The sequence below is a fragment of the Hymenobacter sp. HD11105 genome (assembly GCF_054051685.1).
This window is the reverse complement of the sequence record NZ_JBSWBR010000006.1, coordinates 193,732-208,079: the sequence shown is the minus strand read 5'-3', so window position 1 is coordinate 208,079 and position 14,348 is coordinate 193,732. Positions and strand designations below refer to the sequence as shown.

The window sequence follows — 14,348 nt, the reverse complement described above, 5'->3', positions numbered from 1 at the left end:
AACAAAAGGGGGATAATGGTAAATCCAGAAGGCAGCAAAGCTACGAAGAACGCCCAACCGACAAAGCCAGCCGCTGGCTCAGGTCCGAAGCGTGGCTAATTAAACTGTGCTATCCGCTCCGCGGAATAACGGTGCCCAGCATGCCCCCCAGCTGGTTATCCATCTGCTTAAGCAGCTTGATAGCGTGCAGAGTTTCCATCAGGCTGGCTTCGTCCATGGGCTGACGCAGGGCGTCGAGGCGGGTGGCTAGTTCGCGCTGCACAGTGCACTTGTTGAGGCGCAGCACGGCGTTGTCGCAGGCTTGTTGGAGCAAGTCAATTTCGCGGGGCACGTAGATCTGGTGGGTAGTCCAGTTGGGACTCAGTTCATACTTTTCGGTAGCTAAGTCGCTTACCAGCTGGCGGATATCACCACGCCCGTGCTGGATGAGCGTGCGCACGTCGGGCCAGCGGCCTTGCTCCATTTCGGTGCGGCAGATGTGCAGCAGATCGGCGTAAATAGGCGTCAGGAAGACGTTTTCCTCCAACTGGCCAAATAAGTATTGGGCCACGCTTACTTCGGGGGCCAGCTGCTGGGGCGCGTACAGCAAAATTAGTCGTACGATTTCCCGCTCGCAGGCCTGAAGCACATCCGGCACCGGCTCCTGCTCCTCGGCGGCACCTCCATCTAGGGTCTGGGGGGCAAATGCATCGGGCGGGGCGCCGTACATGGCGGCTTCAGCTTCCTCTTCGGGCGAGAGCGGCCGGAAGCTGGTCGGAGACTGTTGGGTTCGGGGAGCCGAAGGAGTAGCGGCCGGCGCTGCCGCGCCAGCACTCTGGGGGGCATTTTTGCCCCCCGCACCTTTCACCAGCTTGTTGTACTCGGTAATAAGCACTTGCTCGTCAATCCCGAACGTGCCCGAGGTCTGCTGCAAGAAGACCTGCCGCTTGATTGGGTCGGGCACTTTGGCAATGCTCTGGAGCACGTCGCGGATGGCTTCGGCTTTCTTGACCGGGTCCTGGGCGGCTTCGCGCGCCACTAGGTCGGTTTTAAAGCTAATGAAGTCCTTGCTGTGGTTTTCGAGGTGCTCGCGAAAGCGCTGGTCGCCTACTTTGCGGATGTAGCTGTCCGGGTCGTCGCCGTCGGGGAAGAGCACCACGCGCACGTTCAGGCCGCCTTCCAGAATCAGGTCGATGCCGCGCAGAGAGGCCCGGATGCCGGCCGCGTCGCCGTCGTAGAGTACCGTAACGTTGTCGGTGTAGCGGGCAATAAGCCGGATCTGGCTCTCGGTGAGTGAAGTACCCGACGATGCCACCACGTTTTTGATACCGCCCTGGTGAAGGCTGAGCACGTCGAGGTAGCCTTCTACTAGGTAGCACGTTTCCTCGGCCCGAATTGCCTGCCGGGCCTGGTACATGCCGTAGAGCACATCCGACTTATGGTAAATATCCGATTCAGGCGAGTTCAGGTACTTGGCCGTCTTGTCATTAGCCTTCAGCGTGCGCGCCCCGAAGCCAATGGTACGCCCCGCCACGTTGTGAATCGGGAACATGACCCGGCCCCGAAACCGGTCGTAGCGCCGGCCGGTATCTTGGCCCTGGTCGCCTTCTTTCTTAATGGCCAGACCCGTCTTTTCGAGGTATTTGCGCTCGTAGCCAGCTTTTTCGGCTGCTTTTAGCAAATCGTCCCACAGATCGAGTGAGTAGCCCAGCTCGAAGGTTTGAATGGTTTGCTGGTTCAGGCCGCGCTGGCGTAGGTAGCTCAGACCAATACTCTGGCCTTCTTCCGACTCCAGCAGGAGCTTATGATAATGGTCTTTAGCCCAGTTAGAAACGATGTATTGGGAGTCTTTCTCGTTTTGAACAAGCTGTTGCTCAGGCGTTTTTTCTTCCTCCTGAATCTCGATGCCGTACTTCTTCGCCAGGTATTTGAGGGCCTCCACGTAGCTGCTGCCCTCAATATCCATGATGAACTGTACCACTCCGCCGGCTTTGCCGCAGCCAAAGCACTTGTACAGCCCCTTAGCCGGCGCTACCGAAAACGAGGGGGACTTTTCGTGGTGAAATGGGCAACAGGCCCACATATTCTGGCCTTTGCGCTTGAGGCTCACAAAGTCGCCGACTACCTCTACGATGTCGGCTAAGTGCAGAATTTGATCTATTGTTTCTTTCGGGATGCGGGCCACGGTCGGGGGCAAATTGGAAGGGCAAAGGTACATGCCTGCTGCACAAACTACCGCCTCTTCCTAATACCCTGCATTGGGCTGAAGCTGAGCGGTACCTCAATCAATGTACACTTGCCTAAACTCAAGCCAGCTTTTCCGGGTTATCTTTGCATCCTGATTCCTGAACTTATGGCTATTACCCAAGAAGACGTACTGCGTGCCCTCAGCTACGTGGAAGAGCCCGATCTAGGCAAAGACCTGGTGACGCTCAACATGATTGAGGACGTGCGCATCGACGGCCTGAACGTCTCGTTCTCCGTCATTCTCACCACTCCCGCCTGCCCGCTCAAAGAGCTGATTCATAACGCCTGCGTGCGCGCCATTCATACCATGGTCGACAAAGACGCGGTGGTGAATGTGAACCTTACTTCCCGCGTGACCACTGCCCGGGCCACCAACTCGGCCATCCTGAGCGGGGTTAAAAACATCATCGCCATTGCCTCCGGTAAAGGCGGCGTGGGCAAAAGCACCGTCACGGCCAATCTGGCTATTGCCTTGGCCCGCACCGGCGCCAAAGTCGGCCTAATCGATGCCGATATTTCCGGCCCGAGCATGCCCACCATGTTTGGCTTGGAAGACCAGCGCCCCAACGTATATCAGACGCCCGAAGGCAAAAACCTCATTCTGCCCATCGAAAAATTTGGCGTGAAGCTGATGAGCATCGGCTTCTTAACTCCCTCCGACCATGCCATCGTGTGGCGCGGTCCCATGGCCTCGTCGGCGCTGAAGCAGTTCATTTCCGAAGTCGACTGGGGCGAGCTGGACTATCTGCTCATCGATATGCCCCCCGGAACCTCCGACATTCACCTGACGCTGGTGCAAACGGTGCCCGTCACTGGCGCCCTCATCGTGACTACGCCCCAGAAAGTGGCGCTGGCCGATGCCCAGAAGGGTTTGCAGATGTTCCGCCAGCCCCAGATCAACGTACCTGTGCTGGGCGTGGTGGAAAATATGGCCTGGTTTACGCCGGCTGAACTGCCCGAAAGCAAGTACTTCATCTTCGGAGAAGGTGGCGGTAAAGCCCTAGCTGACAAGCACGAAGTGCCGCTGCTGGGTCAGATTCCGCTGGTGCAGAGCATCCGCGAAAACGGCGACCAGGGTGCGCCCGCTATTACGGAGGAGGGCACGCCCGCCGCGGCTATTTTTGAGCAGGTGGCTGAGGAAGTTGCCCGCCAGATTTCCATCCGCAACGCCGTGGCACCTCGTACGCAAGTGGTAGAAATGAACCGCTAATGCAGGTGGTTCGGCCGTTTTCCTTCGCAAGGAAGGATACAGCCGAACTTCCAAACGCAGTCTTCGGTTGATTCTTAACCAGCTAAAACCCTTACTTTTGTATTGCTCATTTGTTGTTTGCCTAACTGCTTAGCTGCAGCGGAATCAATTAAATCAGCGCTAATCTGCGATTCATGACACATTCTGCTGCCGTCGAAGAACATCCGCTCTTATCCCGCATCGAGGAGGCCCTGGACACGATTCGTCCGTACCTGGCCGCCGATGGAGGCAACGTGCGTGTGCTGAACATCACCGACGATATGGTGCTTCAACTGGAGCTGCTCGGCGCCTGCGGTACCTGCCCCATGTCGCCGATGACGTTGAAGGCTGGGGTAGAAGAATCAGTGAGAAAGGCGGTGCCCGAGATTCGGTCGGTGGAAGCGACCAACGCCACGCCGATGGAAGAGCAGCCCGCCGGCCAAACCGGCCACCCTTTGCCCCCCACGCCCGTACCAACGCCTCAGTTCTAGGATTTTACTACTTGTAATAGACAGTGCCCCGCTACTGCCGATTTTGGCGGAAGCGGGGCGCTGTGGTTTGAGGGAATTTGAGAAGGTAACGGCTCAAGCACTCTTGAAGGCAAGCGATTGTGGTGATTATACTCAATGATCTATTAATTATTAATGTTTATACTCTAAATGTCTACTGATCCAATCTGATATAGCCATTGACGAGCAAGCGCTTCTGCATAATCGATAAATGTCGTTACATTATTTATCGTATAAAATGTGTATTCTGGCTGATCTTTTAAAACTTCAACGTTGTCAAAACAGTGGTCAGGAGCAAAAAGCAATACCTGATTTGAGTTTAAGTTATAAAACGTTTCATTACCATTCGCTTCACCAACAAAACAAATTAAATTTTCAGTATCGATCTGTTTTGCACCTCCGTTCTCGCATTCCTGTTCATATAGTTGTTTCCAACCACCTAGTCCTTTTGTGCACATGGATTTTATAAAAATAAAATTCTGGTTGTCTGTCAACAGCTCCTCTTGTGTTTCATTTTGCATGTAGCTCTCTTGTATTCCACCAATGTTGTCCAACAACAACTCATGCTCTGGCAATATTTTGATACTGTTTTCACTTGATTCAAATTTGCAAAGCCAACCATATTTTAAGTTATTATCATCTATCCACGAATAAAGTTTATAATGATTAGTACGACGTTTTCTCGTCATAGTAACTTCCAAGACTTGCGCTTGTGAAATCAATTTATATAGCGTAGGAAAGGTTAAAATAAAGTTTTCAGAACAATTAAAGTCTGATGCTTTTATTTCGATTTTATCTGTCGGATTAATAAACCAACTAACTTCTCTTTTGAAGGTATCAAAGTCTTCATTATTCATATAAAAGTTTTATTAGTGAGCAGGACTTCTATAGCGGATCACCCAACTGGCGCGAGCTTGTTGCTCGTGCCTAGCCTTAAAGTGGAGGTTGTACCTCCACTGCCGCGCTAGCGGCAAGCTGTGACCGCGCCGCCTGGGTAATCTGGGCGGCGTGGTCGTTCTGGCGGGGGAGGCGCAGCCTCCCGGCCCGGCATGGCTGGTCACGAGTTACGCTGCGCTAAACTCGTGACCAGCCATGCCGGGAGGTTATAGCAGAAAGCCATTTTCTACAGGGTATGGCGCAGGTATATTTTCTTCATCCAACATTTCCCGCAGATCAATCTCTATCGTGCGGGCAATGGAGGAAATAGGCACATCATTATAAGCAGCCTCAAAAGGGTTTTCAGAGTAGTCGCCTATTCTGTCCACCAGAAAATACAACCAGATTATAACCGTGGAAAAAGGAATAGTAAGCCAATAATGTAAAGAGCGTGATTGTTCAAATATGTCAAGCAGTCCAAAAGGAATAAGCGCACAAAAAATATACATGATCCATAGCCCAGTGGAGGCATACTGCCGTGGGAATGGAAAATTTTTAATGCGCTCCGTCATGCCCTGTACGTCATATAGATTACCTATGAGTGTGTGGAGCCGCACATGCTTGTAGTCAGATAATTGCCCGCTGTTGAATAGACGTTCGATTTCCCGGCTTTGGTTTTTCAAAATCTGGCTGGGAATGTTCGTGTACTTTTTGAGCTGGATAAATTCCTCGGCCGATAAATAGGGCGCTACTTCAGGCTCCATCCCATCCTGGCATTCCTTTCTGAACTTCGGAGTAAAACCTAGCTTTTCAATAGGCTCATTGTGTTCCCACGTTCTTGTTTTTCGCATGGCGTGCTTGAGGGCAAGCAGCCACGCCAAGTGGCGATGGATGGTTCTCTTCTTCCATTCATCGCTTATCTCTTGCCCCGGCATAGTCAGGATGGCCGTAGCGAACGTTCGGCTGTCATTAATGATTTTTCCCCATATTTTTCTCGCCTCCCAGGTACGGTCGTATGAGCTGTTGTTTTTAAAGCTCAGGAAAAAAGCCACCGCAATACCAATGACAGAAATGGGCTGCCAAGGCAAGGCGAAGGGAATATGCGTGGTTTCATAGACAACAATAACCGCTGCGGAATAAAGCAACCCATAAAGCAGCGATCTACGTGACCACCGGATTGTCATCCAAAGACTATAGTAGCGTTTTACGTACATTCTTTTTCAATTTTAGTTGAAGCTAAAGTCTGTTAAAAATCACGGATGAAATGGCGAAAGCCGGATAAATGCAGGGTTGCCTCGGCTATCCCTCAACTGGCGCGATCTTACTAGCTCGTGACTAGCCTTGAGGTGGAGGTTATATCTCCACTGTCGCAGCAGCGGCAGACCATGACCGCGCCGCTTGGATAGTTCAGGCGGCATTGTCGTTTTGACGGGAAACACAGCCTCCCACTATGGCTGGTCACGAGTTAAGCTGTGCTAAGCTTGCGCTAGTTGGAGGTCGTCCAATTATTATTCGATGAGACACTTAATCTAGCCACAGTCTCTTACCTTATATTTTTGACATTCATTTCTGTTCGAATTCGATTAAGATTTTGTTTTTGAATTTGCGAATTCTTATAAATTACATAAATCAATAATAATGGAATAGCAATATAGAGAAAACCAAACCCGTTTTTCACAACGCCATAAATCATTATACCAACTAAAAACCCTATAAATCCTGCAGAAAACATTTCATTTTTTTTAACCTTTTTCTCCTCTACCAATAACTCTTCTATTGTCATTTTGGAGTAATCCTTTTTGTCCAACATATTTTTTAATGTTAAAGCCTGTGTTTTGTAGTTGCTGCTGACACCTGTATTGCGGCTACTAAATATAAGCTGAGCAGCGGTTATCCTATCAACAATACCATAATAAGCGCTATTACTCCTCATAAAACCGTAGTTGTATTCAGCAGTAGAAGGTGCAACTTAAGGTAGTGGATGTCCCTGGATTCACCTAAACATCTGCTCAGTTTGCATGTCATTTGGCGAGTGGGTCTACCTTTGCCCCTCCTACTACCAAACATCCGCCTAATGGCCAGCCCCAACGACCCCACGCTCCGCTCCTGGATTGACATTCCGCCTACCAGCGACTTTCCCATTCAGAACTTGCCCTTTGGCGTGTTTGAAACGCCGGAGCGCGGCACGCGCCTGGGCGTGGCCATCGGCGACTATGTGCTGGATTTGTACGCCGTTTGTCAATATGGCTTTTTTGAAGATCTGGACTTGGGATCGGCTCAGCCTAAGGTGTTTCGGCGGCGGTCATTGAACGCGTTTATTGCTATGGGTAGACCTGTATGGCGGGCTGTGCGCCAGCGGGTAAGTGAACTGTTGCGCCACGACAATCCCGCCCTACGGGAGGAGGAAGCGATGCGCGCTTGTCTGCTGCGGCAGAGCGAGGTGGAAATGCTACGCCCGGTGAAGCCCAACAACTACACCGATTTCTACTCTAGCATCGAGCACGCGACCAACGTGGGCACCATGTTCCGCGATCCGAACAATGCCTTGCTGCCCAACTGGCGCCACATTCCGATTGGTTACCACGGCCGGGCTAGCAGCATTGTGGTGTCGGGTACACCTATTCGTCGGCCCAACGGGCAGCGCAAGGCGCCCGATGCTGAGGCGCCCACGTTTGGCCCATCGCAGCAGCTTGATTTTGAGTTGGAAGTAGCCTTTGTAGGCGGGCGAGCGACGGAGCTAGGTTCGCCGGTGCCGTTGCAGTACGCCGAGGAGCATATTTTTGGGCTGGTGCTGTTCAATGATTGGAGCGCCCGCGACATTCAAGCCTGGGAATACGTGCCGCTGGGGCCGTTTCTGGGCAAGAGCTTCGGCAGCAGTATCTCGCCCTGGGTCGTGACGCTGGATGCGCTGGAGCCTTTCCGGACGGCCGGCCCAGTGCAGGAGCCCGAGCCGCTGCTGTATCTGCGGCAAGTGGATGCGCACAACTTTGATATCAATCTGGAGGTAGCCATTCAGCCCGAAAATGCCCCCCAGACGGTGGTAAGCCGCTCCAACTTCCGGCATATGTACTGGAGCATGGCCCAGCAGCTCACCCACCAAACCAGCAACGGCTGTAACCTGCAAGTGGGTGACCTGTACGCCAGCGGCACCATTAGCGGAGCCACGCCCGACTCGCTGGGCTCCATGCTAGAGCTGGCCTGGAAAGGCACTCGTCCGGTGCCCCTGGCCGACGGTTCGGAGCGTAAGTTTTTGCTCGATGGCGACACGGTGACCATGCGCGGCTTCGCGGAAAAGGACGGCGTGCGCGTCGGGTTTGGCGAGGTAAGCGGGATGATTCTGCCAGCGGTAGAGTAAGGTAGGTATTTGAGGAGTTTTGTAGGAGTATTTTATGTAAAAGGGCCGTTTCTAAAAAGAAACGGCCCTTTTTGCGCTATGGCTAACGCTCAAAAAAAGACTCCTTAATATATAGCTATTCATTGTGCACTGACATCTTTAAATCAAGCTAAGCTCATACCGTATAAATACGTAGCATATCTAGATTTAACACGTATTTGTTTCTCATTTTACCCCTATTTAGTACTGATTTACTCGGCCTCGGCAACTTTAGAAATAGAGCTAAGTACCATTAACACCGCTGTAAGGTGACGGTCCAGGTTGGTGTTGTTTGCAACACTGCTTGGCTACGCTTTGCAGCAATTCGAACTTCTACCAAAACCAAAACGCCGGAAACTATGCTAGCTATGGAATACCGGGGCCCGAAAAGGGTCCGTGCCGTACAAAAACCAATGCCCGAGATCAAGCATCCTCAGGATGCAATTGTGCGGGTAACCCGGACCTGTATCTGTGGGTCTGACCTGCACTTATATAACGGCAACGTACCCGATACCCGCGTGGGCACCACCTTTGGGCATGAGTTTGTAGGCGTAGTGGAGGAAGTTGGTCCCGATGTAACCAAAATTAAGGTGGGCGACCAGGTGTTGGTGCCCTTTAATATTGCTTGCGGTGAGTGCCACTTCTGCAAGCAAAACATGTTTGGCAACTGCCACGAATCGAATACTATGGCAACGGCCGTGGGGGCCATTTTTGGCTACTCACACACGGCTGGCGGTTTCGATGGTGGCCAGGCTCAATACGCCCGCGTACCATATGCCAACGTAGGCCCCACGGTTATTCCAGCCGGCATGGACCCCGATGATGCGGTGTTGCTGACCGACGTGGTACCTACCGGCTATCAGGCCGCTGAAATGGCGGGCATTCAACCCGGCGACACGGTGCTTGTGTTTGGTGCAGGACCAGTTGGTATCATGGCTGCCCGTTGTGCGTGGCTGTTTGGTGCCGGCCGCGTTATTGTGCTCGACAATGTGGATTACCGCTTGGAATTCGTGCGCGATTATGCTCCCTGTGAGGTCTATAACTTTGATGAGATAGGCGACCCAGTGCTGTTCATCAAGAAAATAACTGACTGGCTAGGTGCCGACTGCGTGATTGACGCAGTCGGAGCCGAAGCATCCGGCGACCCGATGCAGACCATTACTGGTCGCAAAGGCTTGCTTCAGGCTGGTTCGGCCACGGCGCTGCACTGGGCCATTAATGCCGCTAAGAAAGGTGGTGTGGTTTCAGTGGTTGGCGTGTACGGTCCTACCGATAACTTGGTGCCCGTTGGAAACTTGATGAACAAGGGCCTTACCATGCGGGGCAACCAGACCTCGGTGAAGCGCCTGCTTCCACGCTTGATTGACCACGTGATGAACGGCACGCTTAATCCAAAGGCCATAATCACTCATCGCATGCCGCTGGAGGAAGTGGCCGACGGTTACCGCATGTTCTCCGCTAAGCTGGATAATTGCATCAAAACCGTTCTGATTCCTTAATCCGCTACTACCTAAAGCCGACTGATCATGGAAAATACAGTAAAAGATTACAAGCAGATAAAAGGTTGGGGAGTAGATGCGGACCCGGAGAACGACCCGACCTACCCCATGCGGAACCGAATGAATGCGTCGCAGGACCCCGACAGCCATTCGCACCCGACGCCCATGCAGCATGACGACACGGAGGTGCTAAAGTCGAATGAGCGGCCCCGCGTATCAACTGTTTACGGAACTACCGTGCCCCCAAGCGGACTAAGCGGCATGATTCGGCGCTTTGCCTTCAATTACAGCGAAAACGAGTATCGCCACTGGTTGCCCCTCTTGGTTGCTGACCGCGTGAACGTGGTAGAAGGTATCTTAGAAGATCTGTCCAAAGGCACCATCCCGAACATCTTCGCTGAGAAGGGATATGCTATGGAGTGGAAATACAACCGCACTGCCTTCGTAACCAAGATGGCTACTATTGCGGCCGTAACGGCAGGTGTCGTGATCTGGCTCAGCTCAGATTCGAAGAGCAAGAAGAACAAGGGTTCACGCCGCCGAAAGGAATACAGAGGCTCAACTTCGTATTAAGTTTTCTACAAAAAAGCCCCCCAGAAATGTTCTGGGGGGCTTTTTTGCTTTATAACCACTGCTACTTCTTACCTGCAATAATCTCATCGACCACATTGGGGTCCAGCAGGGTTGTCGTGTCGCCGAGGTTACTGATTTCGCCCTCGGCCACTTTGCGCAGGATGCGGCGCATTATTTTACCGGAACGGGTTTTGGGCAAGCCCGAGACAAACTGAATCTTGTCGGGCTTCGCGATTTTGCCGATTTCAGCCACTACCGTTTCAATAATGCTGGCTTCTACGTGCATGGCCTGCCCATCGCTGACGGGCTCATGGCAGATGACGAAGGCGTAGATGCCCTGCCCTTTCACGTCGTGCGGATAGCCAACCACGGCCGACTCCACCACGTTGGTGTTTTCGTTGATGGCATTCTCAATTTCGGCCGTACCGAAGCGGTGACCCGATACGTTGATGACATCATCGACCCGGCCGATAATGCGATACATACCGTCTTTGTCGCGGCGGGCGCCGTCGCCGGTAAAGTAGTAGCCTGGATACGGCCCGAAGTAGGTCTGACGGCAGCGCTCATGGTCGCCGTAGGTAGTGCGGATGATGCCCGGCCATGGGTATTTGATAGCCAAGTAGCCTTCCTCCTCATTGCCTTCAATCTCCTGGCCTTCCTGGGTGAGCAGCACGGGTTGCACGCCGGGTAAGGGCTGACCGGCGTGGGCCGGCTTGAGTGGAGAAATGCCCCCCAGGGCCGAAATCATGATGCCGCCGGTTTCAGTTTGCCACCACGTGTCCACCACGGGGCAGCGCTCCTTGCCTACGTGGGTGTGGTACCAATCCCAAGCTTCCACGTTGATCGGCTCGCCGACAGTGCCCAGGATGCGTAGAGAATCAAGGGAGTAGCTGAGCACGTTATCAAGAGGTGTGGCCATTAGGGAGCGAATAGCCGTGGGCGCAGTGTAGAACACGTTGACGCCGTGCTTATCAATAACTTCCCAGAAACGGCCAGCACTCGGGTACGTGGGTACGCCCTCGAACATAAGTGTACTAGTGCCGCTCAGCAGCGGGCCGTAGAGCAAGTAGCTGTGGCCCGTAACCCAGCCAATATCGGCGGTGCACCAATAGATGTCGTTTTCATTGACTTGGAAGACGTTGCGGAACGTGTAGTCGGCCCAGACCATGTAGCCGGCCTGGCTGTGAACTACGCCTTTGGGCTTGCCGGTGCTGCCGGAAGTGTAGAGGATAAAGAGCGGATCTTCGGCATCCATCTCTTCCGCGGGGCAGGATTTGTCGGCTTCTTCGGCCTCCTCATGGTACCACACGTCGCGGCCTTCTTCCATGTGTACGGGCCAGCCTAAATGCTCAACAACAATAACGCGGCGCACACTAGGGCAGGTTTCCAGGGCTTCATCTACCACGCGCTTCACCGGAATCTGCTTGGCACCGCGGTTTAGGCCGTCCGAGGTAAGCACGGTAGTCGCTTGGGCGTCGTTTACGCGGTCGGCAATGGCCGTGGCGGAGAAGCCAGCAAATACCACCGAGTGTACGGCTCCGATGCGGGCACAAGCCAGCACCGCAATAGCCAGCTGCGGAATCATAGGCATATAGATGCACACTCGGTCGCCCTTCTCCACGCCGTTGTTGTGCAGCACATTAGCAAACTTGCACACCTCCTGATGCAGCTCGCGGTAGGTGTAGCGGATCTGGCGGGTTTTGGGGTCGTTGGGTTCCCAGATGAGAGCCAGCTTGTTGCCGCGGGTGGCGAGGTGACGGTCGAGGCAGTTTTCGGTGATGTTGAGCTTGGCGCCGCTGTACCACTTGTTATGGCCATTCACCATATCGGCTTCCAGAACGGTGTCCCACTTACGGCGCCAGGTGAAGGGCTCAGCTACTTCGGCCCAGAACTGCTCGGGGTTTTCAACGCTTCGTTTGTAAGCATCCGTATATTCTTCGAACGTGCGAATGCGGGGGTGTTGAGTGGGCATGGTAGGGAGAGAGTTATGTGGAGGAAGTTCTATTCTATATTCGCACTAGGCCTTTTAGAATCTAGCTCTAGATGCAGCTTACGTTGATTCATATTTTCTCAAAGGCTACCCCTATCCCCCGTCTTTCCAGCCCGGCCCGGATTTCATCCAGAATCTGGGGGTCGTCGATGGTAGAGGGGATGATGAACTCGTCGCCGTCGGCTAGCTGCCGCATGGTTTTGCGCAGGATTTTCCCCGAGCGAGTTTTAGGGAGTCGCTTTACTACCAGCACCTGTCGAAAGCAAGCAACGGCCCCTATCTGGGAGCGGATCAGGTGCACCAGATCCTGCTCTAAAGTGTCTTCTGTAATGGTTTGCCCATCTTTTAGCACCACCAGGCCGATGGGGCGCTGGCCGCGCAACTCGTCAGCGATGCCGAGCACGGCGCACTCGGCCACGGCGGTGTGAGAGGCGAGCAACTCTTCCATTTCGCCGGTGCTGAGGCGGTGGCCGGCTACGTTCATCACGTCATCTACCCGACCCATAATGAAGAGGTAGCCGTCTGGGTCGCGGAAGCCGCCATCGCCGCTGAGGTAGTAGCCCGGGAAAGTGGTCAGGTAGGATTGGCGGAACCGTTCATCGTCCTGCCAAAGCGTGGGCAGGCAGCCGGGCGGCAGCGGCAGCCGCACTGCTACTAGGCCGGTAGTACCCCGCGGCACTTCCTGTCCGGCTTCGTCCAGAATCTGGACATCGTAGCCTGGCACCGGATGGCCTGCACTGCCGGCACGCGGCGGGGGCATTTCGCCAAGACCCACCAGCGTCGCCAGCATCGGCCACCCCGATTCGGTTTGCCACCAGTGGTCCACTACGGGCACGCCCAAGGTTTGGGCTGCCCACTCGTAGGTAGCGGGGTCGCAACGCTCACCGGCCAGAAACAGGTAGCGCAGCCGGCTCAGGTCGTAAAGCTTGGCAAATTCGCCCCCCGGGTCTTCCTTTTTTATGGCTCGAATGGCCGTGGGCGCCGTGAATATGACCCGCGCGTGGTGCTCGGCGGCCACGCGCCAAAAAGTGCCCGCATCGGGCGTACGAACGGGTTTGCCTTCAAACAAAATGGTAGTACAGCCGTGCAGCAGCGGCCCGTACACAATGTAGCTGTGGCCCACGGCCCACCCAATATCGGAGCCAGTAAACATGGTTTCGCCAGGCGCTAGGCCATAAATTGCGCTCATGCTGTACTTGAGGGCCACGGCATGGCCACCATTGTCGCGCACTACGCCTTTGGGCTTACCGGTGGTGCCGGAGGTATAAAGGATGTACAGCGGATCGGTGGCGGCTACGGGCACGCACGGCTGCGAGTCGGCTTCCAGCATCTCTGTGTAGTCTAGGTCGCGGCCGGGTTGAAGCTTGGCGTGCACGCAGGCGCGCTGTAGCACCACGGTATAATCGGGCTGGTGCGTGGCTAACGAAATGGCCTCGTCCAGCAAAGGCTTGTAGGGAATAACCCGGTCAATCTCGATTCCGCCTGAAGCCGATACAATGACTTTAGGCCGGGCATCATCAATGCGCACGGCTAGCTCGTGGGGGGCAAATCCGCCAAATACCACCGAATGCACAGCGCCCAGTCGGGCACAAGCCAGCATGGCCACCAAGGCTTCTGGCACGTTGGGCATGTAAATAATCACCCGGTCGCCTTTCCCAACGCCCAGGTTGCGCAAGCCGCCGGCGAAGCTCGCCGTAAGATCTAGCAGTTCTTGATATGTGTAGCTGCGCTTGGTGTTCGTGACTGGTGAATCGTAGATGAGCGCCACTTGCTCAGCGCGGCCAGTTGCTACGTGATGGTCGAGGGCGAGGTAGCAGGTATTAAGTTCCCCACCCTTGAACCAGCGGTAGAAACCGTTTTCATCGGTGCTCAACGTTTCTTCCGGGTCCTTAAACCAGGTCAGCTGCTGAGCTTGCGCGGCCCAAAACGCTGCCGGATCGGTGAGGCTGGCGGCGTGGGCGGCGGCGTACGTAGCGGGTTGGGGGGCATTTTTCATGGGACTGACAAGTAAGTTCTGTCCAAGTGGGTGGTGACGCTTTGGCGAGCAGCCCATTATTCATTGAACGTCATGCAG

The 14,348-nt window shown here is 54.1% G+C and carries 11 protein-coding genes; 5 read left to right on the top strand and 6 right to left on the bottom strand.

Features of this window, described 5'->3' with window-relative positions:
* Positions 1-109: 109 nt before the first annotated feature.
* Entirely contained in the window at positions 110-2,164 is a 2,055-nt protein-coding gene (gene dnaG / locus ACW9KT_RS17675) for a DNA primase (protein WP_457082878.1), read from the bottom strand.
* A gap of 168 nt (positions 2,165-2,332) precedes the next feature.
* Here dnaG and ACW9KT_RS17670 point away from each other — a divergent pair, with 168 nt between their 5' ends.
* Together ACW9KT_RS17670 and ACW9KT_RS17665 are read left to right on the top strand one after the other, a co-directional pair.
* Positions 2,333-3,436: an Mrp/NBP35 family ATP-binding protein gene (locus tag ACW9KT_RS17670; protein WP_457082814.1), complete on the top strand. Its 1,104-nt coding sequence runs from the start codon at positions 2,333-2,335 to the stop codon at positions 3,434-3,436.
* A gap of 173 nt (positions 3,437-3,609) precedes the next feature.
* Positions 3,610-3,945, top strand: coding sequence for a NifU family protein (locus tag ACW9KT_RS17665; RefSeq protein ID WP_457082812.1), 336 nt, complete (start codon positions 3,610-3,612; stop codon positions 3,943-3,945).
* A 164-nt stretch (positions 3,946-4,109) separates the two neighbouring features.
* Here ACW9KT_RS17665 and ACW9KT_RS17660 read toward each other — a convergent pair whose 3' ends face one another.
* The 3 genes from ACW9KT_RS17660 to ACW9KT_RS17650 all read right to left on the bottom strand — a co-directional run bounded on the left by ACW9KT_RS17660 (position 4,110) and on the right by ACW9KT_RS17650 (position 6,772).
* Entirely contained in the window at positions 4,110-4,820 is a 711-nt protein-coding gene (locus ACW9KT_RS17660) for a hypothetical protein (protein WP_457082810.1), read from the bottom strand.
* A gap of 246 nt (positions 4,821-5,066) precedes the next feature.
* The gene (locus ACW9KT_RS17655) at positions 5,067-5,984 is read right to left on the bottom strand and encodes a bestrophin family protein (RefSeq protein ID WP_457082808.1); all 918 of its coding nucleotides are present in this window, start codon (positions 5,982-5,984) and stop codon (positions 5,067-5,069) included.
* A 398-nt stretch (positions 5,985-6,382) separates the two neighbouring features.
* Positions 6,383-6,772 (bottom strand): hypothetical protein, encoded by a 390-nt coding sequence (locus ACW9KT_RS17650; protein WP_457082806.1) that lies wholly within the window; start codon positions 6,770-6,772, stop codon positions 6,383-6,385.
* Between the two features lie 141 nt (positions 6,773-6,913).
* Here ACW9KT_RS17650 and fahA point away from each other — a divergent pair, with 141 nt between their 5' ends.
* From fahA to ACW9KT_RS17635, 3 genes are all read left to right on the top strand, one after another.
* The gene (gene fahA, locus ACW9KT_RS17645) at positions 6,914-8,194 is read left to right on the top strand and encodes a fumarylacetoacetase (protein ID WP_457082876.1); all 1,281 of its coding nucleotides are present in this window, start codon (positions 6,914-6,916) and stop codon (positions 8,192-8,194) included.
* 377 nt (positions 8,195-8,571) lie between these two features.
* Positions 8,572-9,711 (top strand): zinc-dependent alcohol dehydrogenase, encoded by a 1,140-nt coding sequence (locus tag ACW9KT_RS17640; protein WP_457082804.1) that lies wholly within the window; start codon positions 8,572-8,574, stop codon positions 9,709-9,711.
* 27 nt (positions 9,712-9,738) lie between these two features.
* Complete coding sequence (locus ACW9KT_RS17635; RefSeq protein ID WP_457082802.1) at positions 9,739-10,284, top strand: hypothetical protein; 546 nt, start codon at positions 9,739-9,741, stop codon at positions 10,282-10,284.
* 61 nt (positions 10,285-10,345) lie between these two features.
* Here the strand turns inward: ACW9KT_RS17635 and acs are convergent, their stop codons facing one another.
* Positions 10,346-12,256 (bottom strand): acetate--CoA ligase, encoded by a 1,911-nt coding sequence (gene acs, locus ACW9KT_RS17630; RefSeq protein WP_457082800.1) that lies wholly within the window; start codon positions 12,254-12,256, stop codon positions 10,346-10,348.
* A gap of 88 nt (positions 12,257-12,344) precedes the next feature.
* Entirely contained in the window at positions 12,345-14,270 is a 1,926-nt protein-coding gene (locus ACW9KT_RS17625; RefSeq protein ID WP_457082798.1) for a propionyl-CoA synthetase, read from the bottom strand.
* Positions 14,271-14,348 lie beyond the last annotated feature (78 nt).

Coding starts and splice junctions, on each gene's coding strand:
- fahA (WP_457082876.1), top strand. CDS start 6,914: ATGGCCAGCCCCAACGACCCCACGCTCCGCTCCTGGATTGACATTCCG.
- ACW9KT_RS17625 (WP_457082798.1), bottom strand. CDS start 14,270: ATGAAAAATGCCCCCCAACCCGCTACGTACGCCGCCGCCCACGCCGCC.
- ACW9KT_RS17660 (WP_457082810.1), bottom strand. CDS start 4,820: ATGAATAATGAAGACTTTGATACCTTCAAAAGAGAAGTTAGTTGGTTT.
- acs (WP_457082800.1), bottom strand. CDS start 12,256: ATGCCCACTCAACACCCCCGCATTCGCACGTTCGAAGAATATACGGAT.
- ACW9KT_RS17635 (WP_457082802.1), top strand. CDS start 9,739: ATGGAAAATACAGTAAAAGATTACAAGCAGATAAAAGGTTGGGGAGTA.
- ACW9KT_RS17670 (WP_457082814.1), top strand. CDS start 2,333: ATGGCTATTACCCAAGAAGACGTACTGCGTGCCCTCAGCTACGTGGAA.
- ACW9KT_RS17665 (WP_457082812.1), top strand. CDS start 3,610: ATGACACATTCTGCTGCCGTCGAAGAACATCCGCTCTTATCCCGCATC.
- ACW9KT_RS17650 (WP_457082806.1), bottom strand. CDS start 6,772: ATGAGGAGTAATAGCGCTTATTATGGTATTGTTGATAGGATAACCGCT.
- ACW9KT_RS17640 (WP_457082804.1), top strand. CDS start 8,572: ATGCTAGCTATGGAATACCGGGGCCCGAAAAGGGTCCGTGCCGTACAA.